This window comes from Paenimyroides ummariense (genome assembly GCF_900115115.1).
Taxonomy (GTDB): domain Bacteria; phylum Bacteroidota; class Bacteroidia; order Flavobacteriales; family Flavobacteriaceae; genus Flavobacterium; species Flavobacterium ummariense.
Genome location: NZ_FOVI01000010.1, coordinates 1 through 22662 on the forward strand (window position 1 = coordinate 1; position 22662 = coordinate 22662).

Annotated in this window: 22 protein-coding genes and 2 tRNA genes; 4 read left to right on the top strand and 20 right to left on the bottom strand. The window is 35.7% G+C overall.

What is annotated here, in order from left to right:
- Nucleotides 1–257: 257 nt before the first annotated feature.
- The 6 genes from accC to pdxA all read right to left on the bottom strand — a co-directional run bounded on the left by accC (nucleotide 258) and on the right by pdxA (nucleotide 5305).
- A complete protein-coding gene (gene accC / locus BM253_RS08790; protein WP_091522473.1) occupies nucleotides 258–1610 on the bottom strand; it encodes an acetyl-CoA carboxylase biotin carboxylase subunit in 1353 nt (450 codons plus the stop codon).
- A gap of 91 nt (nucleotides 1611–1701) precedes the next feature.
- Nucleotides 1702–2187: an acetyl-CoA carboxylase biotin carboxyl carrier protein gene (gene accB / locus BM253_RS08795; RefSeq protein ID WP_091522477.1), complete on the bottom strand. Its 486-nt coding sequence runs from the start codon at nucleotides 2185–2187 to the stop codon at nucleotides 1702–1704.
- Between the two features lie 38 nt (nucleotides 2188–2225).
- Nucleotides 2226–3224: a beta-ketoacyl-ACP synthase III gene (locus tag BM253_RS08800; protein ID WP_091522480.1), complete on the bottom strand. Its 999-nt coding sequence runs from the start codon at nucleotides 3222–3224 to the stop codon at nucleotides 2226–2228.
- A gap of 165 nt (nucleotides 3225–3389) precedes the next feature.
- Nucleotides 3390–3584 carry a 50S ribosomal protein L32 gene (gene rpmF / locus BM253_RS08805; protein ID WP_091522482.1) on the bottom strand — a complete coding sequence of 65 codons (195 nt, stop codon included), beginning with the start codon at nucleotides 3582–3584 and terminating at the stop codon, nucleotides 3390–3392.
- Nucleotides 3585–3593: 9 nt separating this feature from the next.
- On the bottom strand, nucleotides 3594–4190 hold the full coding sequence (locus BM253_RS08810; protein ID WP_091522795.1) for a YceD family protein: 597 nt from the start codon (nucleotides 4188–4190) through the stop codon (nucleotides 3594–3596).
- 71 nt (nucleotides 4191–4261) lie between these two features.
- Entirely contained in the window at nucleotides 4262–5305 is a 1044-nt protein-coding gene (gene pdxA, locus BM253_RS08815; RefSeq protein WP_091522486.1) for a 4-hydroxythreonine-4-phosphate dehydrogenase PdxA, read from the bottom strand.
- Between the two features lie 55 nt (nucleotides 5306–5360).
- On the opposite strand from pdxA, the gene BM253_RS08820 reads away from it, so the two are divergent.
- A complete protein-coding gene (locus BM253_RS08820) occupies nucleotides 5361–5954 on the top strand; it encodes a riboflavin synthase (RefSeq protein ID WP_091522489.1) in 594 nt (197 codons plus the stop codon).
- A gap of 165 nt (nucleotides 5955–6119) precedes the next feature.
- Here BM253_RS08820 and BM253_RS08825 read toward each other — a convergent pair whose 3' ends face one another.
- From BM253_RS08825 to BM253_RS08850, 6 genes are all read right to left on the bottom strand, one after another.
- Complete coding sequence (locus BM253_RS08825; RefSeq protein WP_091522493.1) at nucleotides 6120–6764, bottom strand: carbonic anhydrase; 645 nt, start codon at nucleotides 6762–6764, stop codon at nucleotides 6120–6122.
- 135 nt (nucleotides 6765–6899) lie between these two features.
- Complete coding sequence (locus BM253_RS08830; protein ID WP_091522496.1) at nucleotides 6900–7535, bottom strand: carbonic anhydrase family protein; 636 nt, start codon at nucleotides 7533–7535, stop codon at nucleotides 6900–6902.
- A gap of 33 nt (nucleotides 7536–7568) precedes the next feature.
- Entirely contained in the window at nucleotides 7569–9158 is a 1590-nt protein-coding gene (locus tag BM253_RS08835) for a SulP family inorganic anion transporter (protein WP_091522499.1), read from the bottom strand.
- Nucleotides 9159–9226: 68 nt separating this feature from the next.
- Complete coding sequence (locus BM253_RS08840; RefSeq protein WP_091522502.1) at nucleotides 9227–9559, bottom strand: hypothetical protein; 333 nt, start codon at nucleotides 9557–9559, stop codon at nucleotides 9227–9229.
- Nucleotides 9560–9677: 118 nt separating this feature from the next.
- Nucleotides 9678–9748, bottom strand: a tRNA-Gln gene (locus BM253_RS08845).
- Nucleotides 9749–9779: 31 nt separating this feature from the next.
- Nucleotides 9780–9850: transfer RNA gene (locus BM253_RS08850), tRNA-Gln, on the bottom strand.
- Nucleotides 9851–10029: 179 nt separating this feature from the next.
- Between BM253_RS08850 and BM253_RS08855 the strand changes: the two genes are divergently transcribed.
- Together BM253_RS08855 and thiL are read left to right on the top strand one after the other, a co-directional pair.
- Nucleotides 10030–13353, top strand: a complete 3324-nt coding sequence (locus tag BM253_RS08855; protein WP_091522504.1) for a DUF2723 domain-containing protein — start codon at nucleotides 10030–10032, stop codon at nucleotides 13351–13353.
- Between the two features lie 199 nt (nucleotides 13354–13552).
- Nucleotides 13553–14605: a thiamine-phosphate kinase gene (thiL, locus tag BM253_RS08860; RefSeq protein WP_091522507.1), complete on the top strand. Its 1053-nt coding sequence runs from the start codon at nucleotides 13553–13555 to the stop codon at nucleotides 14603–14605.
- Between the two features lie 98 nt (nucleotides 14606–14703).
- On the opposite strand, the gene groL is transcribed toward thiL, so the two are convergent.
- The 8 genes from groL to miaB all read right to left on the bottom strand — a co-directional run bounded on the left by groL (nucleotide 14704) and on the right by miaB (nucleotide 21970).
- Complete coding sequence (groL, locus tag BM253_RS08865) at nucleotides 14704–16332, bottom strand: chaperonin GroEL (RefSeq protein ID WP_091522510.1); 1629 nt, start codon at nucleotides 16330–16332, stop codon at nucleotides 14704–14706.
- A 39-nt stretch (nucleotides 16333–16371) separates the two neighbouring features.
- Nucleotides 16372–16635, bottom strand: a complete 264-nt coding sequence (locus tag BM253_RS08870) for a four helix bundle protein (RefSeq protein ID WP_317040942.1) — start codon at nucleotides 16633–16635, stop codon at nucleotides 16372–16374.
- 127 nt (nucleotides 16636–16762) lie between these two features.
- Nucleotides 16763–17038 (bottom strand): co-chaperone GroES, encoded by a 276-nt coding sequence (locus BM253_RS08875; protein WP_091522799.1) that lies wholly within the window; start codon nucleotides 17036–17038, stop codon nucleotides 16763–16765.
- Nucleotides 17039–17178: 140 nt separating this feature from the next.
- On the bottom strand, nucleotides 17179–17565 hold the full coding sequence (gene secG, locus BM253_RS08880; protein ID WP_091522514.1) for a preprotein translocase subunit SecG: 387 nt from the start codon (nucleotides 17563–17565) through the stop codon (nucleotides 17179–17181).
- Nucleotides 17566–17570: 5 nt separating this feature from the next.
- Nucleotides 17571–18542, bottom strand: coding sequence for a tetratricopeptide repeat protein (locus tag BM253_RS08885; RefSeq protein ID WP_091522518.1), 972 nt, complete (start codon nucleotides 18540–18542; stop codon nucleotides 17571–17573).
- Between the two features lie 4 nt (nucleotides 18543–18546).
- The gene (locus tag BM253_RS08890) at nucleotides 18547–19059 is read right to left on the bottom strand and encodes an LptE family protein (protein WP_091522521.1); all 513 of its coding nucleotides are present in this window, start codon (nucleotides 19057–19059) and stop codon (nucleotides 18547–18549) included.
- Between the two features lie 26 nt (nucleotides 19060–19085).
- Nucleotides 19086–20366: a sigma-54 interaction domain-containing protein gene (locus BM253_RS08895; protein ID WP_091522524.1), complete on the bottom strand. Its 1281-nt coding sequence runs from the start codon at nucleotides 20364–20366 to the stop codon at nucleotides 19086–19088.
- Nucleotides 20367–20524: 158 nt separating this feature from the next.
- Nucleotides 20525–21970, bottom strand: a complete 1446-nt coding sequence (miaB, locus tag BM253_RS08900) for a tRNA (N6-isopentenyl adenosine(37)-C2)-methylthiotransferase MiaB (protein WP_091522528.1) — start codon at nucleotides 21968–21970, stop codon at nucleotides 20525–20527.
- Nucleotides 21971–22100: 130 nt separating this feature from the next.
- On the opposite strand from miaB, the gene BM253_RS08905 reads away from it, so the two are divergent.
- On the top strand, nucleotides 22101–22661 hold the full coding sequence (locus BM253_RS08905; protein WP_091522533.1) for a hypothetical protein: 561 nt from the start codon (nucleotides 22101–22103) through the stop codon (nucleotides 22659–22661).
- Nucleotide 22662: the final 1 nt, after the last annotated feature.

Consider the following 22662-nt stretch of genomic DNA (forward strand, 5'->3'; position numbering starts at 1 on the left):
AGGATTTAAACTGTACTTTCATAGCTTTATTGGTGGAACCTCAAGTTAACAAAATTTGAGGACAATAAAAAAAATCCCCGACAAAAAACATGTCGAGGATTATACCAAAGACCTTTTTAGACAGCCTTTTTTTGTTAATCTTCAAATTCGTCCATTAGTTCTTTTAATTGTTTTAAATATCTGCCATAGAATTTTTTAATGATTTGATATTCTGTAATATTAATAAAAAAGTCGAGCTAAAAGCTCGACTTTTTCAATTATTCCTCTACAGGTTTTTGTATTTTAAATGTTTCCATAAACGCTGTTGTGTAGTTTCCGGCAACATAATCCGGATTGTCCATTAACTGGCGGTGGAAAGGAATTGTAGTTTTAATACCTTCAATAACAAACTCGTCTAAAGCGCGTTTCATTTTACTAATAGCTTCTTCGCGTGTTTGTGCCGTTGTAATTAACTTGGCAATCATTGAATCGTAGTTTGGCGGAATGGTGTAACCCGAATAAACGTGCGTGTCTAAACGAACACCGTGACCACCTGGTGCGTGCAAGGTAGTAATTTTACCTGGCGACGGACGAAAATCGTTAAAAGGATCTTCGGCATTAATACGGCATTCAATAGAGTGTAATTGCGGTAAATAGTTTTTACCCGAAATTGGCACACCTGCAGCAACCAATATCTGCTCGCGGATTAAATCGTAATCAATTACTTGTTCTGTAATTGGGTGTTCTACCTGAATACGCGTGTTCATTTCCATAAAATAGAAATTACGGTCTTTATCAACTAAAAATTCAATAGTTCCCGCACCTTCGTATTTAATATATTCGGCAGCCTTAACAGCAGCTTCACCCATTTTTAAACGCAATTCATCTGTCATAAATGGTGACGGAGTTTCCTCTGTCAGTTTTTGGTGACGACGTTGGATCGAACAATCACGTTCTGATAAATGGCATGCTTTTCCGTAAGAATCTCCTACAACTTGGATTTCGATATGGCGTGGATCAACAATTAGTTTTTCCATGTACATACCGTCGTTTCCGAAAGAAGCAGCAGCTTCCTGACGTGCACTTTCCCAAGCTTTTTCTAATTCGTCATCTTTGAAGATTTCACGCATACCTTTACCACCACCACCAGCAGTTGCTTTCATCATCACCGGATACCCGATTTCTTTTGCAACTTTACGTGCGTGGTCTAAAGATTCTAACAATCCGTCTGAACCCGGTACACAAGGTACACCTGCAGCTTTCATGGTTTCTTTAGCAGTAGCTTTATCGCCCATTTTATCGATCATATCCGGAGATGCGCCAATAAATTTAATACCGTGTTTCTGGCATAATTCAGAAAACTTAGCGTTTTCAGACAAGAAACCGTATCCCGGGTGAATAGCATCGGCATTTGTAATTTCGGCAGCAGCAATAATATTCTGCATTTTTAAGTACGATTGCGCACTTGGTGCCGGACCAATACAAACTGCTTCGTCTGCAAAGCGAACGTGTAAACTGTCTGCATCGGCAGTAGAATAAACGGCAACGGTTTTAATTCCCATTTCTCTACAAGTTCTTATAACTCGTAAAGCAATTTCGCCGCGATTTGCAATTAATATTTTTTTAAACATCTTTTTAATTTGAAATGAAACAATTTGAAAATCTGAAAATTTTTGAAGCGCGCCAATCCTTTTCAGATCAACACCTCTTCAAATAATCAAATTAAGATGGATCTACTAAAAATAATGGTTGATCAAATTCTACCGGAGAAGAATCATCTACTAAAACCTTAACGATTTTTCCTGATACTTCAGATTCAATTTCGTTGAATAATTTCATTGCTTCGATCACACATAAAACATCGCCTGTTTTTACAGTAGCACCTACTTCAACAAAAGCTGGTTTGTCTGGTGATGGTTTGCGGTAGAATGTTCCAATAATAGGAGATTTTACCGTGATGTATTTCGCATCGTCATTTGCAACGGCAGCAGGTGCAGCAGCAGTTTCTGTAGGTTGTGCAACCGGTGCAGCAGCCTGAACTTGTGGTACAGATACCGGAATGTGTTGAACGTACGTTCCGTTTTCTACTGTAGCGTTTTCTGAAGTTGTTTTAATGGTGATTTTAATATCATCCATTTCTAATTTTACTTCGGTAGCTCCTGATTTTGCTACAAATTTGATTAAATTTTGAATTTCTCTGATGTCCATATAATTCTAAAATTTTTATGTTCGTTATCTATTAATTTTTATTTTTTTGTGTAAGCCCATTTAAGGTAAATTGCACCCCAGGTAAATCCGCCGCCAAAAGAAGCTAAGATAATGTTATCGCCTTTTTTAAACTGATCTTCAAAATCGGCTAAAAGTAAAGGTAGGGTTGCCGATGTAGTGTTACCGTAGTTGTGTATGTTTACTAAAACTTTATCTTCGTTTAAGCCCATACGGTTTGCAGTAGCATCAATAATACGTTTGTTTGCCTGATGCGGTGCTAACCAGTTAATATCGTCGTGCGTTAAATTATTGCGTTGCATAATTTGTTCGCTAACGTCTGCCATACCAGAAACGGCGTATTTAAAAACCGTTTTTCCGTCTTGGTGCACGTAATGCTGTTTGTTTGCAACGGTTTCTGCTGAAGGAGGAAGTAAAGATCCACCTGCTTCGATCTTTAAAAATTCGCGACCAATACCGTCACTCTTTAAAATTTCGTCTTGAAAACCTAAACCTTCTGTATTTGCTTCTACAAGTACCGCACCGGCACCATCGCCAAAAATGATACAGGTAGCACGATCGGTATAATCAATAATAGAAGACATTTTATCTGCGCCAATTAATAATACTTTTTTGTATCTGCCCGATTCTACATAAGAAGTTGCTGTTGATAAGCCGTATAAAAAGCTTGAACATGCAGCTTGTAAATCGTAAGCAAAAGCATTGGTTGCGCCAATTTGTGTAGCCACAAAAACGCCTGTTGCTGCAACGGGCATATCTGGTGTTGTAGTTGCCATTAACACTAAATCAATTTCTTTAGGATCTAAGCCTGTTTTAGAAATTAAATCTTGTGCGGCTTTAATTGCCATAAAAGAAGTGCCTTTGTCTTTATCTTTTAAAATTCGGCGTTCTTTTATACCTGTTCTTGAGGTGATCCATTCATCGTTTGTATCAACCATTGTTTCTAATACTTGATTAGACAACACAAAATCTGGTACGTATTTACCAACCGCTGTTATGGCTGCTGTTATTTTTGTCATAAGGGACTACTTAATGTTCAAAAAAGTTGAAAAAGTGGTGAAAATTACAAAAAAAATAGCAAATAGCAGCTTTTTTTGTTGAAAAAAGCAGTTTTGCCGTTTGTTTGAATTTACGCTAAACTAAAAAACTCTCGCATTGCGAGAGCTTTTTTTATTCTTTTAGAATTAAGCTACAGCTTCTGTTTTGTCTACTAAAACTTGTCCTCTGTAATATAATTTTCCTTCATGCCAGTAAGCTCTGTGCATTAAGTGTGCCTCACCAGTTACTGCGCAAGTTCCGATTGTTGGAGCTACAGCTTTGTAATGAGTTCTTCTTTTATCTCTTCTGGTTTTCGAGGTTTTTCTTTTAGGATGTGCCATCTTACAATATTATTTATCCGTTAATAGTTGTTTTAATTTGTCCCAACGTGGGTCTGTATCTTTATTATTGTCCGAATTTTCGTCGGTTTCATTATCATTTAAATCGTCGTCATCAGCATCGTCTTCGTTTATCATTTCCAAGTCATCGCTGTCCAAGAAATCCAAGTCATCGTCTGATTCTTCCTCTTCGTAATCTGCTGCTATATCGGGATGTATCCTTTTGTATGGAACCGATAAAGCGATCATTTCGTAAATGTACTGCATTACATTAAACTGAAATTCTCCGTGCGGCAAAATTAAAAAATCATCATTTTCATTATTAAATTCTTCGCCGAATTTCACTAATAAATTTAAACTACCTTCAATAGGCAAATCAAAATCTTCATTAGTTATGTCGCAGGGTACATTTACTGTGCCTTTATGTGTAAACTGCAGTTCTAACATGGTGGTTTTTTTTAGCATTGCAATGTTAACCTGTATGTTAGCGCTGTTGAATTCACTATAATTGAATAGATCAAAAAAATCGTTTTCGATCTGATATTCAAATTGATGTTCTCCTAACTTTAATCCGGTAAACTGGATTAAAAAATCTTTTTCACTTACCATAACCATCTATTTGAGCGTGCAAAGATATAAAAATTATTTAATTACAAATAGTTATCACAATTTTTTTGTTGTTAAATAGTTGAAACCTTTAAAGGGTTCGCTGTACTCTGCAAATACTCGTTTTTACTTTTATAAATATCTAAAGCTGCGTAAACTGCGTTTTTAAATGAGGTGAAATCGGCAATGCCTTTGCCTGCAATGTCGTACGCGGTTCCGTGATCGGGTGATGTTCGAATTTTATCTAGCCCAGCCGTATAATTAACACCATTACCAAAACTTAATGTTTTAAACGGAATTAATCCTTGATCGTGATAACATGCTACAACGGCATCGAAATTTCTGAATTGTTCCGAACCAAAAAAAGCATCGGCAGAATAAGGTCCGTAAATAATAATGTCTTCATCAAACAATTCTTTAACCGTATTGTTTATAAAATTTAATTCTTCGTTGCCTATAATTCCGTTATCGCCACTATGCGGGTTTAATCCCAACAAGGCAATGCGCGGTTTTATTACATTGAAATCTTGAATAAGCGATTTGTTAATGGTACGAACTTTTTGTTTGATTAATTCCGGAGTCAACGTTTGCGATACTTGTTGCAATGGAACGTGATCTGTAACCAAACCTACTTTAAGGTCTTCGCTAATCATGAACATTAGTGCGTTTCCTTCTAACTCTTTATCCAAATAATCGGTATGACCTGGGAATTGAAATTCTTCCGATTGAATATTGTATTTGTTAATAGGTGCAGTAACCAAAGCATCAATTTCATTGTTTTTCAAAGCTTGTGTTGCAGCTACGAACGATTTTATCGCATACTGCCCAACAGCATCGTTCAAAGTTCCAAAATCTAAATTAACTCCTTCTTTCCAAAGATTTAAAACATTGAATTTTCCTTTTTGAATCTGATCTAACGAATCTATTCCGTGTATGTTGGTTTGGCAGTTAACGATCTTTTTTATAAACGATAACAACTTGGCATTTCCAAAAACCACCGGTGTGCATAATTCCATCATTCGCTGATCCTCAAAGGTTTTTAAAATAACCTCCGGACCAACGCCGTTCATGTCACCTACAGAAATACCCAATATAATATTTTCACCTTTTTTAAACATGCGTTGCGCTAATTATTGCTAATTTTGTTACAAATTTAGTAAAATTATTCTACTTATGTTTACTGGTATTGTTGAAACTCTTGGAGTTATACGAAAAATAGAGCACGATCAAACAAACGTACACTTGTTTATAGAAAGTTCTTTTGCAGATATGTTAAAGATCGATCAAAGTGTAGCGCACAATGGTGTATGTTTAACAGTGGTTGAAATCAACGACGGTTTTTACAAGGTTACTGCCATAAAAGAAACTATTGATGTTACTACGATTGGCTTATGGAACGCGGGCGATATTGTGAATTTAGAACGTGGAATGCCTTTGAACGATCGTTTAGACGGACATATTGTACAAGGTCATGTTGATGAAACAGCTGTTATTACTAAAATTGATGAAGTAGGAGGAAGTACCTATTTTAGTTTTGAATACAGCGAAAAATCGAAACATGTAACTATTGATAAAGGATCGATTACGGTTGATGGAACAAGTTTAACCGTTGTAAATTCAGGAATTAATACTTTTAGTGTGGCAATCATTCCTTATACGTTGGAACATACGCTTTTTAAAACCTATAAAGTTGGAACCAAAGTAAATCTGGAATTTGATGTTATTGGAAAATATGTAACCAAGCTAATGCAGGTGCATTTAAAATAAAAGATTATAGTAGTTTTGTCATTCTGAAAGAAACGAAGTGGAGTGAAGAATCTTTTAATTATTCAATAGATTCTTTCTTTGTTGGATTGACAAAATATATAAAGTTCTACATTGGCATGGAATTCATGTGATTATAATCAAAAATCAGGTTTAAAACCTGATTTTTTATTTGTAAGAAAAAACATCACTTAAGTTGTCGTTGTTTGTAAACGTACAGTTTTGGTTGATTAATTCGCCCGAGCCAATATTAATTACCATACCGTGAACTGCTAATTGCTGACCGTTTTTCCATGCGTTTTGTACAATAGATGTTCGGCATAAATTAGAAACCTGTTCTTGTACGTTAAGTTCTACCAAACGGTCTTCTTTCTGATTTTTATCTGCAATAGCATCAATTTCTGCGGCGTTTAAGCGGTAAACATCTTTAATATGTTGCAACCAGTTGTCTATAATACCGTATTGCGAACTGCTTAACGATGCTGCTACACCACCGCAACCGTAATGTCCGGCAACAATAATGTGCTTGACTTTTAAAACGTTTACGGCGTAATCTAAAACCGAAAGCATGTTCATGTCTGAATGTACACAAACGTTGGCGATGTTTCTATGAACAAAGACTTCGCCCGGTTTTGTTCCGGTTAATTCGTTAGCTGGTACGCGACTGTCAGCGCAGCCTATCCATAATATTTCAGGATTTTGACCTTTTGAAAGTTGTTGAAATCGACCCGAAGTATCGTTCTTAACAAAATCCATCCACTCTTTGTTGCCGTCTATTATTTTATCGAAACTTTTCTTTAAATCGTTACACATTTTTATTCGTTTATTTAAAGCTAAATTACAATATTCTTGTTTTTTGAATTGAAATCAGAACAAAAAAAAATCGACAAAATTACTTTTGCCGATTTTCTTTCCAACTATTTTAATCTAATCTGATAATATTAAAAATTAGATAAATTCAACAACTCCGGTTTCAACATCGTAGTTTGCACCAACGATTTTAATTTTCCCTTCTTGTTCCATTTTTCTTAAAGTAGAACTTTGTTTGCGGATGTTTTCTATCGCATTCAAAACGTTGTGATGATTTAAACGCTCTAAAAGATCGGTGTTGCTTGATGATCTTTCTTCGCCATCTTTAATTATATTTTTAATGATCGGATCAAAATGACCAACCAAATGGTTCAGGTTGTCCATTCCAAGTCCTTCAATTGCTGCCGAATCCAAGCCGCCTTTTAAAGCACCGCATTTTGTGTGTCCTAATACAACAACCAGTTTAGAACCTGCAACATTACAACCAAATTCCATAGATCCTAAAATATCCTGATTTACGAAATTTCCTGCAATTCTAACGCTGAATATATCGCCCAAACCTTGATCGAAGATTAATTCTGCAGAGGTACGGCTGTCTATACAGCTTAAAATTACGGCAAATGGCCACTGACCTGCGCGTGTATCGTTAACTTGTGCCAATAAATCGCGGTTAGCTTTTAGGTTTTTTACAAAACGTTCGTTTCCTTCTTTTAAAATTTCTAACGCTCTTTCTGGTGTAATGGTTGCTTGTGTTTCTGATGTATGTGCTTTCATGATAGTCTTTGTTTATTTAATTATTTGATATTATTACATTGCCCTTTTGTGGGTGATTGATACGTGAGAATCCTGATCGTTTTCGTAATCACGGTACGATGTTTTAAAACCAATCAATTCTACTTCGATGTTTTCTTCTTTGGCTCTTACATTGGCGAAATCCTGGATCATTTCCAAAACGTCGGTTGTTATGTAAGATGTGGTGCGGGCATCGATTATTACTTTTGATCCCGATTTTATATTTTTAAGTGTTTTTTTAATGGCAGCTTTGTTTAAAAACGAAACTTCTTCTGCCAATTTAATGGTCAATTCATCGGCATCGTTTAATTTTTCACGACTTAAATAGTAGGCTCTTTTCATGTTTCCTTGTAAAATATAGAAAATTGAAATTGCCAAACCAATACCCACGCCTTTTAACAAATCGGTAAAAACAACAGCCAAAACAGTTGCTACGAATGGTATAAACTGATATTTTCCGTTGTGCCAGAAATGCTTGAAAGTTGCCGGTTTTGCCAGTTTGTATCCAACTAAAATTAAAACGGCAGCCAATGTTGCCAACGGAATTAAATTTAAAATGAACGGAATGGACAATACGCAAATTAACAATAAAACGCCGTGGATAATTGCCGATGTTTTTGAAGTTGCACCTGCATTTGCGTTTGCAGAACTACGAACAACTACCGATGTCATTGGTAAACCACCAATTAATGAACTGAATAAATTTCCAATTCCTTGTGCTTTAAGCTCTAAATTGGTGTCGGTAATGCGACGTCTGGTGTCTAAACGATCCGATGCTTCGATACACAATAGTGTTTCAATAGATGCTACAATGGCAATGGTTGCGCCAACAATCCAGACTTTTGTATTTAAAAAACCTTCGAAATTTGGCATTGTGATCAGGTTTTTAAAATCATCTGCACTTTGCGGAACAGGTAAAGTAACCAAATGTTCTGAACTAATTGCTAAAGAACTGCCGCTTGAAACAAAAAGTTGGTTTAATAAAATACCTGCAATTACTGCAACCAATGCACCCGGTAACATTTTAATTCTTCGTAATAACGGAACATTTTCCCAGGTTAATAAAATAATAACCGAAACAATGGTTACAACAATAGCTCCCGGATGAATCGCGCCAAAAACTTCATTAAAATAATTAAAATTGATGCCGTTTTCAAACAAGGTTTCGCTACTCATATTATCGCTGTCGAAACCTAAAGCATGCGGAATTTGTTTTAAAATGATGATGATTCCGATACCTGCCAACATTCCTTCGATAACGTTGTTGGGAAAGTAGTTCGAGATGCTTCCTGCACGGATAAATCCTAAAACCAACTGTAAAATTCCGGCAATTAATCCGGCACAAAGAAATAGTTCAAAAGCGCCCAAATCGGTAATTGCGGTTAAAACAATTGCAGTTAAACCTGCTGCCGGACCCGATACCGAAATGTTTGAGTTACTTATTGATCCTACAACAATTCCCCCGATAATTCCTGCTATAATTCCCGATAATGGTGGTGCGCCAGATGCCAACGCGATACCTAAACATAGTGGTAATGCCACTAAAAACACCACCAAACCAGATGCAAAGTTCTGAGACAACTCTGCCTTAATATTTTTTTTCATAAAATCTATAATTAATAAACATGTAAGTGCATAGCAGTTTATAAATAAATTGCTACAATAGTTTGTTATTATAGGTTTTGTTCAGGAGGTGGTAATGGAATTTTAAAAACGAGATTGTCTTTAATGGTATGTTTTGAAAAGTTTAAATTTGAATTTGCAATAACAGCATTTGATACGATTTTATGGCAGTTGAGAAAGAAATGATAGTGCACTTCTTTTTCTTCTTCTTCGTTAATGTTGTTGTTATTGGCTTTTGATTTTGTTTTTGTAGGAACTTCTTCTTCCTCGTTTATGATTAATGAAGAATTTACCACATCTTTGTTCAATGCATAGGTTATTGTTGGTGCAAATAAAAAGCACACAAACAATAAAAGAGTTGATATGTTAAAAATCTTAAGCATTGGTATAGTCGCAAATTTAATCGAAAGTTTTTTAAATGTGCACTAAAGCTTGTCAAATAAATGTTAAAGAATTTAATTTTAGTGCAAAAAAAAACATTCCGTTATAAGGAATGTTTTGTTGGCCTACTAGGACTCGAACCTAGAACGACTGAACCAAAATCAGCTGTGTTACCATTACACCATAGGCCAATTAACCGGTAAATATATAAAGTTTTATTTGTTGGCCTACTAGGACTCGAACCTAGAACGACTGAACCAAAATCAGCTGTGTTACCATTACACCATAGGCCAATAAAACTTGCAATAACAAACATATTTTGCTTAAATATTGCGAGTGCAAATGTAGTACAAAAAAATAAAATCGCAAGAAAATCAAGTAAATTTTTTAAAAAAAATCTAAAAGAGTTTATCAATAAAAAAAAAACGCTTTCTTTGTAGTTCTTACATAAAAAGATCAAAAAACAGCTATTATGTTGACAATCAATTTTAAAAAATGGAATACCATCACCGGGTGGGTTGCATTTTTAATTGCACTTACAGTTTATACTTTAACCTTAGAACCTACCGTTAGTTTTTGGGATGCAGGTGAATACATTGCTACATCGGCAAAATTAGAAGTTGGTCACCCGCCTGGCGCACCACTTTTTCAAATGTTGGGTGCATTTGCCGCTATGTTTGCTACATCGCCCGATAAAATTGCGGCAATGGTAAACTGGGTTTCGGCACTTTCAAGCGCTTTTGCCGTGTTGTTCATGTTTTGGTCGGCTACCAATATTTTATTTAAGTTAGTTAAAATTGGTACCGAAAAACTGTCAAACCATACCGTAATTGCGGTTTTAGGAAGTTGCTTAATTGGTGCGTTAACCTTTACTTTTTCTGATACTTTTTGGTTCAGCGCCGTAGAAACAGAGGTTTATGCAATGGCAACTTTTATGCTGGCATTGTTGCTTTGGTTGGGTTTACGCTGGATTGATGCTATTGACGAACCACGAGGAAACAAATGGTTGTTGTTGATAGCTTTAGTTGTAGGTATGTCTTTCGGAGTGCATTTCATGGCATTGTTGGCAATACCATCAATCGGTTATTTATATTTCTTTAAAAAGTATCCAAAAGTTACCATTAAAAACTTCATTATTGCAAATATTGCAGTAGTTGCCGTTTTATTGGTTGTTTTTGGATTTATACTTCCATATACCATGATTTTCTTCGGGAAGTCAGAAATTTTCTTTGTCAATTCCATCGGCTTGCCTTTTAATTCAGGAACCATCATTGCTTTCGCATTGTTGATTTCGTTTTTTGTTTTCGGATTAAAAATTACCCGTGAAAAGCAAAAACATTTTGCAAACACGTTGATTCTTTCGGTATTATTCATCTTCATTGGATTTTCTTGTTGGTTAATGTTGCCAATTCGATCGAATACCCAAATTCCGATCAACGAAAACAAACCTTCGGATGCTGCCGAATTATTAGATTATTACAATAGAAAACAATACGGCGATCGTTCGTTGTTTTATGATACTTACTTTACTATTAAATACGGTGGAGCGTTAGATCCTTCGCAACCTTATAAAGACGGAAAGGTAGATTACGAACGTGATTATGCTACGGGAAAATATATCGTACTAAACGACGGAAAAAATGCAAATCAGAATTATTCGCCACGTTTTAAAGGATTTTTACCTCGTTTGTGGGAGCCTGATATGGCAGCAAATTACATGGCATTTACAAAACCTGTTGATTTTAAATTAAAACCGGATTACGCATCAGAGCCACAGTTAATGGAAATAACTGGGCAGCTAAAAGCCCAAGTACAATCAGGTAGGCTTAGTATGCGTGAATATGATAATGCTTTGCGACAAATAGGTGAGTATATCGACGTTGAAAAACCAAGTTTTTCAGACAATATCGGCTTTATGTTTAACTACCAATTTGGTTATATGTATACGCGTTATTTGTTATGGAATTTCGCCGGAAGACAAAGCGATATTCAAGGCGAGAATGATCGTATGAACGGAAATTGGATTTCGGGGATTAAGTTTTTAGACGAAATTCGTTTAGGATCGCAAGAAAACCTAACCAGCGATATGGCAAACAATAAAGGGCGAAATGTATATTATATGCTGCCGTTTATTTTAGGCTTGGTTGGTTTTATTTTCCATTACCGCAAAGATCCAAAAACATTTTACGTGCTGCTGGCATTGTTTTTATTTACAAGTTTTGCATTGAAAATATTCTTAAACGAACGCCCGTTTGAACCTCGCGAACGCGATTATGCGGTAGTTGGTTCGTTTATGGTATTTGCTATTTGGGTAGGTTACGGTGTATATGCTATTTACGAGTTTTTATCGAGCAAAGTAAATGCGAAAGTAGCCTTGCCGTTGGTGTTGGGTGTTACCTTTTTAGCATCGCCGGTATTAATGGCAAAAGAAAACTGGGACGATCACGATCGATCTGAAAAATATACCGCATTGGCATTGGGTAGAGCGTATCTGGATTCGTTAGAACCAAACGCTATAATTTTTACCATTGGCGATAACGATACCTTCCCGCTCTGGTATTTGCAAGAAGTTGAAGGTTACCGTACCGATGTTCGTGTGGTTTGTACCACATTGTTGCAGGCAGAATGGTATATCGATCAAATGAAAGTGAAGGCACACAAATCAGATCCTTTAAAAATTCGTTTTAATCACAAGCAATATTCAGGTGAAAATCTTTATTTTACGGCATTTGCACCTACGGTTGATGAGCGTTTTGATATCAATACAATCTTAGAATTCATCGCATCAGATCGTCCGGAATCTAAAATGGAAAATGAAAACGGTATGGTTTTAACCCGTGTTCCAACTAATAAACTTAGTTTGCCGGTAGATAAAGAAAAAGTTCTGAGAAACGGAACCGTTTCACAGAAATTTGCAAACGATATTGTTTCTGAAATTCCGATCGATATTAAAGCAAATGCGTTGTTGCGTATGCGAATTATTATGTACGATATCATTGCGAACAACAACTGGGAACGCCCTATTTATTTTACAGCCGGCGATGTTTCAAACGAAGCAATGTTGTGGTTAAAAGATTATTTACAGTTAAACGGGTTGGTGTACAAACTGGTTCCTGTAAAAGCGAATGTTGATAAAATAAATGCGAACCATCCGTTCTATATAGGTTCGATCGATGCCGATAAAATGTACAAAACCGTTAACAACTGGTATTGGGGTAATTTTGGAAGTCCGAATATTTATCACGACCCGCAAACAAGAAAAGAATCAAGAATGTTCTTGATAAATTTGGCTCGTTTGGCAGAGCAGTTTATAAAAGAAGGTAATAATGAAAAAGCTAAAAACGTACTTGATTTAGCTATGAAAAATTTCCCGATAGAATATTATATTCCGCATGATAATAATTTAAAGTACGAGTTTTTTGAGCCTTATTCAGATTTGTATTATATGGCAGGCGATAACAAAAAAGCAGCAGAATTGGCAACCAAAATGTTTATTAAAGCAGAAGAAAACTTGAATTTCTACAAAGGAATGAAGTTGAACGAACAGCGAGAGTTTTGGTACAATATTATAGATAATTTTAATACCGCTTACCGCCTTATTGATAATTCTAAAATGCATAAAGATACAGCTACCGTTGAAGCATTAAATAAACGAATAGCACCTTTTGAAAAGCATTTTCAGCGTTACTTGAATGCTTATAAGCAGCAACAACAAGAACAAGCAGAAATGATGCAGCAAGAAGAAGAAATGTTGCAAGATACCACTGCACAAACAATAGATTCTACACAACAATAATTTAGTAAAGACGGTATTTTTGCCGTCTTTATTTATATTGCTGGTAAAAGATCCCCACGTTTTATAAAAACCATTGGGACGTTTTCATAAAACCATTGGGACCTTTTTACAAAACCATCAGTACTTTTTTGTAAGTAGCACATCTTGTATTCGCATCCACCAAAAAATAGTTTGTAATTTTACACATAAATTAAAAAGTATGTTAGAAAATAAAGATCAAAGTAAAACCTCTTTGTCACAATTAGGCGAATTTGGTTTAATAAATCATATCACAAAAAACTTTTCCATTCAACAGCAATCAACCATAAAAGCAATAGGCGACGATGCCGCTGTTTTAGATTTTAAGTCAAAAAAAACCGTTGTTTCAACCGATTTGTTGGTAGAAGGTGTACATTTCGATTTAAGTTATATGCCGTTGAAACATTTGGGTTACAAAGCCGTTGTAGTGAATGTGTCCGATATTTGTGCCATGAATGCCACACCAACACAAGTTACGGTTTCTATTGCGGTTTCAAACCGATTTCCGTTAGAAGCTATTGAAGAATTGTACGAAGGTATTCGTTTGGCGTGTGATTTTTATAAGGTTGATTTAATTGGTGGCGACACCACATCAAGCACCACCGGATTATTGATAAGTGTTACTGCCTTGGGCGAAGCAACTGAAGAAGAAATTACCTATCGTTCAGGTGCTCAAGAAAACGATCTATTGGTTGTTACGGGCGATATTGGTTCGGCTTACATGGGCTTGCAGGTTTTAGAACGCGAAAAGCAGGTGTTTTTGGTAAATCCGCAGAATCAGCCTAATCTGGAAGATTATTCTTACATTATTGAACGACAGTTAAAACCCGAAGCGCGTAACGATATTAAAGAACTTTTACAGAAATTAGATGTAAAACCAACTTCGATGATCGATATTTCAGACGGAATTTCTTCTGAAATCATGCACATCTGTAAAGCATCAAACGTAGGTTGTAATTTGTACGAAGACAAATTGCCTTTAGATCCGCAATTAATCAATGTATGCGAAGAGTTTAATTTAGACAGTACAACCATTGCCATTAATGGCGGCGAAGATTACGAATTGTTGTTCACTGTTTCAATGAACGATTTTGAGAAAATTAAAGGAAATCCACATTTGTCAATCATAGGTCATATCACAGCCGAAAAAGAGGGTATTCATTTAATAACCCGCGAGAATACAAAGCTTCCATTAAAAGCACGCGGTTGGAACGCTTTAAATGAGGAAGAATAGAAAACAAAATGAGTCCGATAATTATATTAGGCAAAGTTTTATCAACAAAAAAATCCGACTTCAATTAGTCGGATTTTTTGTTCTTATATAAAATGATCTTACATCATTCCTGGCATACCACCGCCCATTGGCATTTGGCTAGCACCTTCTTCTTTAATATCAACTAAAGCACATTCTGTAGTTAAGATCATACCAGCAACCGAAGCTGCGTTCTCTAAAGCTACACGAGTTACTTTTTTAGGATCAATGATTCCTGCTGTTAACATATCAACATATTCGTCGGTTTTAGCATTGTAACCATAATTTCCTGATCCTTCACCAACTTTTGCAACAATTACAGATCCTTCTAAGCCTGCGTTTTCAACAATCGTTCTTAAAGGCGATTCTACCGCACGAGAAACGATTTGGATACCTGTTTTCTCATCGGCATTTAAAGCCTCAACACTTGTTAAAGCAGCTTTTGCACGTAATAATGCTACACCACCACCGGCAACAATTCCTTCTTCAACAGCAGCACGCGTTGCGTGTAAAGCATCGTCTACACGGTCTTTTTTCTCTTTCATTTCCACTTCAGACGCTGCACCAACGTAAAGTACCGCCACACCGCCAGCTAATTTAGCCAAACGCTCTTGTAGCTTTTCACGATCGTAATCAGAAGTTGTAGTTTCCATTTGTGCTTTAATTTGGTTCACTCTGTTTTTAATCATGTCAGAATCACCAGCACCGTTTACAATGGTTGTGTTGTCTTTGTCAATAGAAACGCGTTCTGCAGTTCCTAACATTTCTAACGTAGCATTTTCTAATGTGTAACCGCTTTCTTCTGCAATTACAGTTCCGCCCGTTAAAATAGCGATGTCTTCTAACATAGCTTTTCTACGGTCGCCAAAACCTGGAGCTTTTACAGCAGCAATTTTTAATGCACCGCGTAATTTGTTTACAACCAACGTTGATAACGCTTCGCCATCTACATCTTCAGCAATGATTAACAATGCTTTTCCTGATTGTGCAACCGGTTCTAAAACTGGTAATAATTCTTTTAATGAAGATATTTTTTTATCGTACAATAAGATATATGGATTGTCAAACTCCGTTTCCATTTTCTCTGGATTTGTAACGAAATAAGGAGAAAGATATCCTCTGTCAAACTGCATTCCTTCTACAACATCAACATACGTATCCGTTCCTTTAGCTTCTTCAACAGTAATTACTCCTTCTTTACCAACTTTTCCAAAAGCTTCGGCAATTAATTCGCCAATAACTTCGTCGTTGTTAGCAGAGATTGATGCAACTTGCTTGATTTTTTCGGTAGTAGAACCAACTTCTTGTGTTTGTTTTGCTAAATCGGCAACAATAGCTTCAACAGCTTTGTCAATTCCGCGTTTTAAATCCATTGGATTTGCACCTGCGGCAACGTTTTTCAATCCTTCTTTAACAATAGCTTGAGCCAAAACAGTTGCAGTTGTAGTTCCGTCACCAGCCAAATCGTTGGTTTTACTTGCTACTTCTTTCACCATTTGCGCGCCCATGTTTTCTAACGTATCGGCTAATTCAATTTCTTTAGCAACCGAGACACCATCTTTTGTTACGTGCGGTGCACCGAACGATTTTGAAATAATTACGTTACGCCCTTTAGGACCCAAAGTTACTTTTACTGCATTTGCCAATGCATCAACACCGCGTTTTAAACCGTCGCGTGCTTCAATATCAAATTTTATATCTTTTGCCATAAATTTTATGCTTTAGGCAGTAAGCGGTTTGCTTTAGGCTTACTGCGAGGTTAATTTATTTTTTAAACTGTAAATTTTGCTTTTAATTGAGTTGATTTTTATGTCAAAATCTATGAAGGTATTTTCTTCTATGTATCTTAAATCTTTCGACAAAATCAACAGATATTCTGTTTCTAAAGCTGAACCTAATGCAATGTTTAGAAAATGATTGAATTCTGCATCACTATTTCTACCACAACCTTCGGAAATATTTGTTGGTATTGAAGATGATGCTCTACGAAGCTGACTTGTAATTCCATACATTTCTTCTTTAGGAAATAGATTTGTAATTCTATAAACTTCGTAAAGTAAAAAGATGACTTAATTGCCAAATATCGTATTTTTTAAAATCTCTCATTTGCTTATAACTTAAGGCTTACAGCTTATAGCTTTATATAATCGCCAAAATATCTTCTTCGCGCATGATTAAGAAATCTTTACCATCAAATTTTAAATCGGTACCTGCATATTTTCCGTATAAAACAGTGTCGCCAACTTTTACAGTTAAAGGCTCGTCTTTTTTACCGTTACCAACAGCAACAACAGTTCCTTTTTGTGGCTTTTCTTTTGCTGTGTCTGGAATAATGATACCCGAAGCAGTTTGAGTTTCTGCAGCAGCTGGTTCAATAATAACGCGGTCTGCTAATGGTTTCACGTTTAATGCCATAGTATTTAAGTTTAATTTATTAATGATTTTTTGTTTTTGTTTTGACCAAAAGTGTGCCAACTGAAAAAAGTGAAATTCTGACAGAATAAAAAATGCCAGCTTATGACAAGCTGGCATTAATTTGTGATTTTCACTATAATTTAGTTAGCAGGTTGTGCCGGTGTGTTGGCAGGTGCTTGCTCACTTGGAGTATTTTGTGCTGGTTGTGCCTGACCTTGTGCTGCGCCTGCAGTAGGTAAAGCAGCTGGTTGTGCAGGAACTGCATTAGGGTCTAAAATTTTAGAATCGGTTGAATAACCACCTTGGAAACTTAAACTAGAAACTAAAACTAAAATTACTAAAGCAGCAGCTAAAGTCCATGTACTTTTATCTAAAAATTTATTTGTGTTTTGCACCCCACCAATCGATGTTGAACCACCTAACGATGAATCTAAACCGCCGCCTTTAGGGTTTTGAATCATAATAACAATGATTAAAAGCACGGCAACAATGGTGATTAACACTAAAAAAATAGTAAACATATTTATTTGTTTTATATATTATTAAACTCTTGTAATTTTTTTATATCGAAAATTCGATTTGCAAATAAACTACTTTTTTCTGGATATTTCAAAATTAAAATTTCATAAGCTTGTATTGCTTTCTGATATTTTTTCTGTTCCAGATAAATTCGCGCCAACGTTTCGGTCATATAAAAAGGTTCTTCTTCGTTTAACCTGTCCATATTTATTACCGGAACAACCGCCGATTTACTTGGTGTTATTTTAGGATTTGTTTCGATAAATCGATCTATCAAATCCATTTGTTTTTGTTTAACAGGTATTGTTTCTTCAACAATATTTTCTGTTTTTGGTTCGATTTTTCGATCGATAATTTCTTCTTCGCGCTGAATAGGCTGTGCCGATGTAAGTTTTAACCATTCGGTAAACGAAAATTTGTCGTTTTCCGAGAAATCTAAAGGTTTACCAACTTCTAAATTTTCTTCTAGTTGATGAATTTCTTCTGCCTGAACTTCTTCGGTTGAAACCTGTTGTTCTTCAATTAAAGCATTTTCTTTTTCAAGTTTGTTCGCTTCGATTTTCGATTTTGAAATTTGATCGATCTTTTGAATCAGCTCGGTTTCTTTGTCTTGATTTTCGATATAAACCAATGTGTCTAACACACGTTTTTCAATGGTTTCGTCTAACGTTGGTTCCGGTTTTTTAAATTCGATATAGTTTTCATCAACCACATCAACTTCTTCAATTTGTAAAGGCTTGTAGGCAATAAAATCTTCCGAAACAATATAATCAAACAAAACATCGCGATCTGTTGTGTATACCGCTGTCTTTTTTAATTCGCTGTTATATAAAAAGCTGCGTTCTTGGTTTAACGTTTTTAAGTACAACGCACGTGCCGATTGTAAATAGGGATATTCACTAATTACGTCTTTTAACGCTACCGTATTTTCTGCTGTTAGCTGATACGGATTATTTAACCATTGTATGTATTGTTGTGCGTTCATAAAACTACCATTTTGCTAACGACGCGTTGAAAACATCTTGTGTTATACGTTCGTAAATTTCGTCTAAAGCAGTATTTAATGTTCCGCCGATTAATTGAGTATTCGCTGGGAAATCGTAAAAATGCGAAAAAGTTTTTTCAAAATCATCTTCCGGATTTTTCTTGTTGGTAAAACGAACATTTATTGCCATGTACAAACGGTTTTGCGCTGCTGTTTGATCGGCAGTTGCGGTCATTGGTGAAATACGGTATTGGGTAATTTCGCCTTCGTACACCAAGTCGGCATTGGTATTTGTCATGGTTAAACTGGTCTGTCCTACCAATAAATCTTGTAGTTTAATAGTAAAAGTACGTTCAATACCAGGTTCAATTAATTCGGCATTGTTTAAGAAATAATTTACCTGAAAAGTTTCTGCATCAATCGGAGCTGTTCCTGTAAAATTGTAAACTCCACAGCTCGATAAAATCAAACAGAAAAGTAATGCTGTAAATTTATATAATGTATGTTGTATTTTCATTCTATACGCTTTAAGACTTTATGATTTTACAAATCATATTGTTTAATTTTTCTGTACAATGTTCTTTCCGAAATGCCTAATTCATCTGCCGCAGCTTTTCGTTTTCCGCTGTTTCGTTCCAACGCTTTTTTTATCAGCTGAATTTCTTTTTCTTCTAATTTAAGCGTTTCTTCATCATCAATAGTTTCGGCAATTAAATAATTGTCTTCATTTTCATCTTCATCGTCGATTAATTCGGTTTGATGATTGTTGTTTTGCGATGAAGCGTGTTCGTTTAAAGGAATAGAACGGTTTGTTTGTTTGATTTGCGAATCATCGTTCTGACCATAAATGCGTTGAATTAACGATTTGTTTGATTCTTGAACCTGTGCCGAGTTTGAATTGTTCATTAACTCCAATGTCAACTTTCGTAAATCGGTTAAATCGGCTTTCATATCAAACAAAACCTTGTATAAAATTTCACGTTCGTTGCTAAAATCACTTTCCGATTTTTTTGTTTCGATAAGCGACGGCAATTGCGAATTTCTTTCAGGAAGATATGATTGTATTGTTTTTAGATTGATGTCACGATTAGTTTCAATAACAGAAATCTGTTCTGCAATATTACGAAGCTGACGAATGTTTCCGCCCCAACGGTAATGCATTAAATATTCGGCAGCATCTGGCGATAATTTAATAGGTGGCATTTTGTATTTGTGCGCAAAATCTGATGAAAATTTACGAAAAAGCAAATGAATGTCTTCGCCACGCTCGCGTAAAGGCGGTAAAGCAATTTCAACTGTGCTTAAGCGGTAATATAAATCTTCACGAAATTTGCCTTTTTCAATAGCATCGAACATTTTAACGTTGGTTGCCGCTACAATACGCACATCGGTTTTTTGAACTTTAGATGATCCTACTTTAATAAATTCGCCGTTTTCTAACACACGAAGCAAACGAACTTGCGTAGTTAAAGGTAATTCGCCAACTTCATCTAAAAAAATAGTTCCGCCATTTGCTACTTCAAAATAACCTTCACGACTGCCAACTGCACCAGTAAATGCGCCTTTTTCGTGACCAAAAAGCTCCGAATCAATCGTTCCTTCAGGAATTGCTCCACAGTTTACCGCAATGTATTTTCCGTGTTTGCGATGCGATAACGCATGTATAATTTTTGGAATATTTTCTTTACCAACGCCACTTTCACCGGTAACCAAAACAGAAATATCGGTCGGAGCCACTTGAATAGCTTTCTCTAACGCTCTGTTTAATTTAATGTCGTTACCGATAATTTCAAAACGTTGTTTTATGCTTTGAACGTTTTCCATAGTTTCTTTTTTTGTTTAGGGTTTAAAGTTTTACTTGTTTAAGGTTGTTTTCTTAATAGTGTATTTATTTAAACTTAAGGTTATTTATATTTTATTATTAAATCTACATATAGTGACATAACCTTAAACGTTAAACAAATTAAACTTGAAACAAATAACTACTGCATTTGCGAATAACCTACGGCTTCGCCAATTAAGGTTGCCGATGTACAGTCTGCTACTTTTACCAACACAAAATCGCCTACTTTGTAATTTTCTTTAGGGAAAACCACTGTTGTGTTTTGTGAATTTCTTCCAGACCAATGTTCATCTGAACGTTTAGATGTCTTTTCGATCAAAACTTCAACCGTATCACCTACAAAACGTTTGGTACGTTCCATTGCAATTCGTTGTTGTAAATCTACAATTTCTTGTAATCTGCGTTTTTTTACAGGCTCGGGTACATCGTCTTCCATTTTTCTGGCAGCCATTGTTCCCGGACGTTCAGAATAAGCAAACATGTAACCGAAGTCGTATTTCACATATTTCATTAACGACAATGTATCTTGGTGATCTTCTTCAGTTTCTGTCGGAAATCCTGTGATCATATCTTGTGATAACGAAATTTCCGGAATAATTTTATAAATTCTGTCAACCAAATCCATGTATTCTTCACGCGTGTGCTGACGGTTCATTTCGTGTAAAATACGCGTTGATCCCGACTGAACAGGTAAATGAATGTACTTACAGATATTGTGATGCTTCGCCATTACGTGAATAACTTCATCGTGCATATCTTGTGGATTCGATGTTGAAAAACGGAAACGCATTTTCGGATAACTTGTCGCACACATATCTAAAAGTTGTGCAAAATCTACCGCGGTTGCTTTTTGCATTTCGGTTGCTTTTACAAAATCTTTCTTCAATCCGCCGCCATACCATAAATATGAATCTACGTTTTGACCTAACAAGGTGATTTCTTTAAAACCACGTTGGTATAAATCTTTAATTTCTTCCATGATACTTTGTGGCTCGCGAGAACGCTCACGTCCACGAGTAAAAGGAACCACGCAAAAAGTACACATATTATCACAACCACGGGTGATAGAAACAAAAGCTGTTACGCCGTTGCTGTTTAAACGTACCGGAGCAATATCGCCATACGTTTCTTCTTTCGATAGAATTACGTTAATGGCATCGCGCCCTTCGCCTACATCTTTTAAAAGGTTTGGAATGTCTTTGTAAGCATCTGGTCCTACAACCATATCTACAATTTTTTCTTCTTCTAAAAACTTGCTTTTTAAACGTTCTGCCATACAGCCCAAAACACCCACTTTCATAGACGGATTGATCGATTTTACAGCATTGTATTTTTCTAAACGCTTGCGAATGGTCTGTTCGGCTTTATCGCGAATAGAACACGTATTAACCAAAACCAAATCGGCTTCTTCTAAATTCTGTGTGGTGTTATAACCTTCGTTGGCTAAAATAGATGCAACAATTTCACTGTCAGAAAAATTCATCTGGCAGCCATAACTTTCTATAAATAACTTTTTGGTATTATTTTCTTGTTGATCTAAAACCAGGCTTGTACCCTGTTTTTGTTCTTCAATTACCTTTTCCATAAATCACGGTCGTGTACTAAATCAATTTGCAAAGATACAATTAAAATTATTTGTGTGACAAGATGGCAGATGAATTCTGAATATTTTTAACACGTCATTTAACGTCGTTTTAAATTTGTATATTTACGTTATGAAACTCATAAATCATCATACATGTTATTCAGGTGGGGCAGAAGGTGCCGATTCGTACTTTGAATTTTTTGCAGAAAAGTTCAATGTTTCGGTGGTGGCGTATTCGTACAAAACAAAGCATCATAAATCTGAAAACAAACACGAATTAACCGATGATCAGTTTAAAGAAGGTGTTGAAAATGTTATGAAAGCCAACGAGGTTTTAAGACGATCTAAAATAAATCAATATTTAAAATTTTTGTCGCGAAACTGGTTTCAGGTAAAAAGTGCCGATGAAATTTATGCTGTATCAAGCCTTAAAAAAGTAAACGAAAAATTGCATGTAAAAGGCGGAACTGCGTGGGCGGTACAAATGGCAATTAATACCAACAAAAAGGTTTTTGTGTATAATCAGGATGTGGCACAATGGTTTTATTGGGATTTTAATCAGCAGAATTTTATCGAATTAAAATACCAGCCAAAAATTACATCGCGCCATTTTGCTGGCATTGGCACGCGAAATATCAATATCTTTGGCATAAACGCAATCGAAGAACTTTTTAAAAATACTTTTGAATAAA

Bases quoted from the DNA above. Each gene is read 5' to 3' on its own strand.
- accC (WP_091522473.1), bottom strand. From the start codon at position 1,610: ATGTTTAAAAAAATATTAATTGCAAATCGCGGCGAAATTGCTTTACGA.
- accB (WP_091522477.1), bottom strand. From the start codon at position 2,187: ATGGACATCAGAGAAATTCAAAATTTAATCAAATTTGTAGCAAAATCA.
- BM253_RS08800 (WP_091522480.1), bottom strand. From the start codon at position 3,224: ATGACAAAAATAACAGCAGCCATAACAGCGGTTGGTAAATACGTACCA.
- rpmF (WP_091522482.1), bottom strand. From the start codon at position 3,584: ATGGCACATCCTAAAAGAAAAACCTCGAAAACCAGAAGAGATAAAAGA.
- BM253_RS08810 (WP_091522795.1), bottom strand. From the start codon at position 4,190: ATGGTAAGTGAAAAAGATTTTTTAATCCAGTTTACCGGATTAAAGTTA.
- pdxA (WP_091522486.1), bottom strand. From the start codon at position 5,305: ATGTTTAAAAAAGGTGAAAATATTATATTGGGTATTTCTGTAGGTGAC.
- BM253_RS08820 (WP_091522489.1), top strand. From the start codon at position 5,361: ATGTTTACTGGTATTGTTGAAACTCTTGGAGTTATACGAAAAATAGAG.
- BM253_RS08825 (WP_091522493.1), bottom strand. From the start codon at position 6,764: ATGTGTAACGATTTAAAGAAAAGTTTCGATAAAATAATAGACGGCAAC.
- BM253_RS08830 (WP_091522496.1), bottom strand. From the start codon at position 7,535: ATGAAAGCACATACATCAGAAACACAAGCAACCATTACACCAGAAAGA.
- BM253_RS08835 (WP_091522499.1), bottom strand. From the start codon at position 9,158: ATGAAAAAAAATATTAAGGCAGAGTTGTCTCAGAACTTTGCATCTGGT.
- BM253_RS08840 (WP_091522502.1), bottom strand. From the start codon at position 9,559: ATGCTTAAGATTTTTAACATATCAACTCTTTTATTGTTTGTGTGCTTT.
- BM253_RS08855 (WP_091522504.1), top strand. From the start codon at position 10,030: ATGTTGACAATCAATTTTAAAAAATGGAATACCATCACCGGGTGGGTT.
- thiL (WP_091522507.1), top strand. From the start codon at position 13,553: ATGTTAGAAAATAAAGATCAAAGTAAAACCTCTTTGTCACAATTAGGC.
- groL (WP_091522510.1), bottom strand. From the start codon at position 16,332: ATGGCAAAAGATATAAAATTTGATATTGAAGCACGCGACGGTTTAAAA.
- BM253_RS08870 (WP_317040942.1), bottom strand. From the start codon at position 16,635: ATGTATGGAATTACAAGTCAGCTTCGTAGAGCATCATCTTCAATACCA.
- BM253_RS08875 (WP_091522799.1), bottom strand. From the start codon at position 17,038: ATGGCATTAAACGTGAAACCATTAGCAGACCGCGTTATTATTGAACCA.
- BM253_RS08885 (WP_091522518.1), bottom strand. From the start codon at position 18,542: ATGAACGCACAACAATACATACAATGGTTAAATAATCCGTATCAGCTA.
- BM253_RS08890 (WP_091522521.1), bottom strand. From the start codon at position 19,059: ATGAAAATACAACATACATTATATAAATTTACAGCATTACTTTTCTGT.
- BM253_RS08895 (WP_091522524.1), bottom strand. From the start codon at position 20,366: ATGGAAAACGTTCAAAGCATAAAACAACGTTTTGAAATTATCGGTAAC.
- miaB (WP_091522528.1), bottom strand. From the start codon at position 21,970: ATGGAAAAGGTAATTGAAGAACAAAAACAGGGTACAAGCCTGGTTTTA.
- BM253_RS08905 (WP_091522533.1), top strand. From the start codon at position 22,101: ATGAAACTCATAAATCATCATACATGTTATTCAGGTGGGGCAGAAGGT.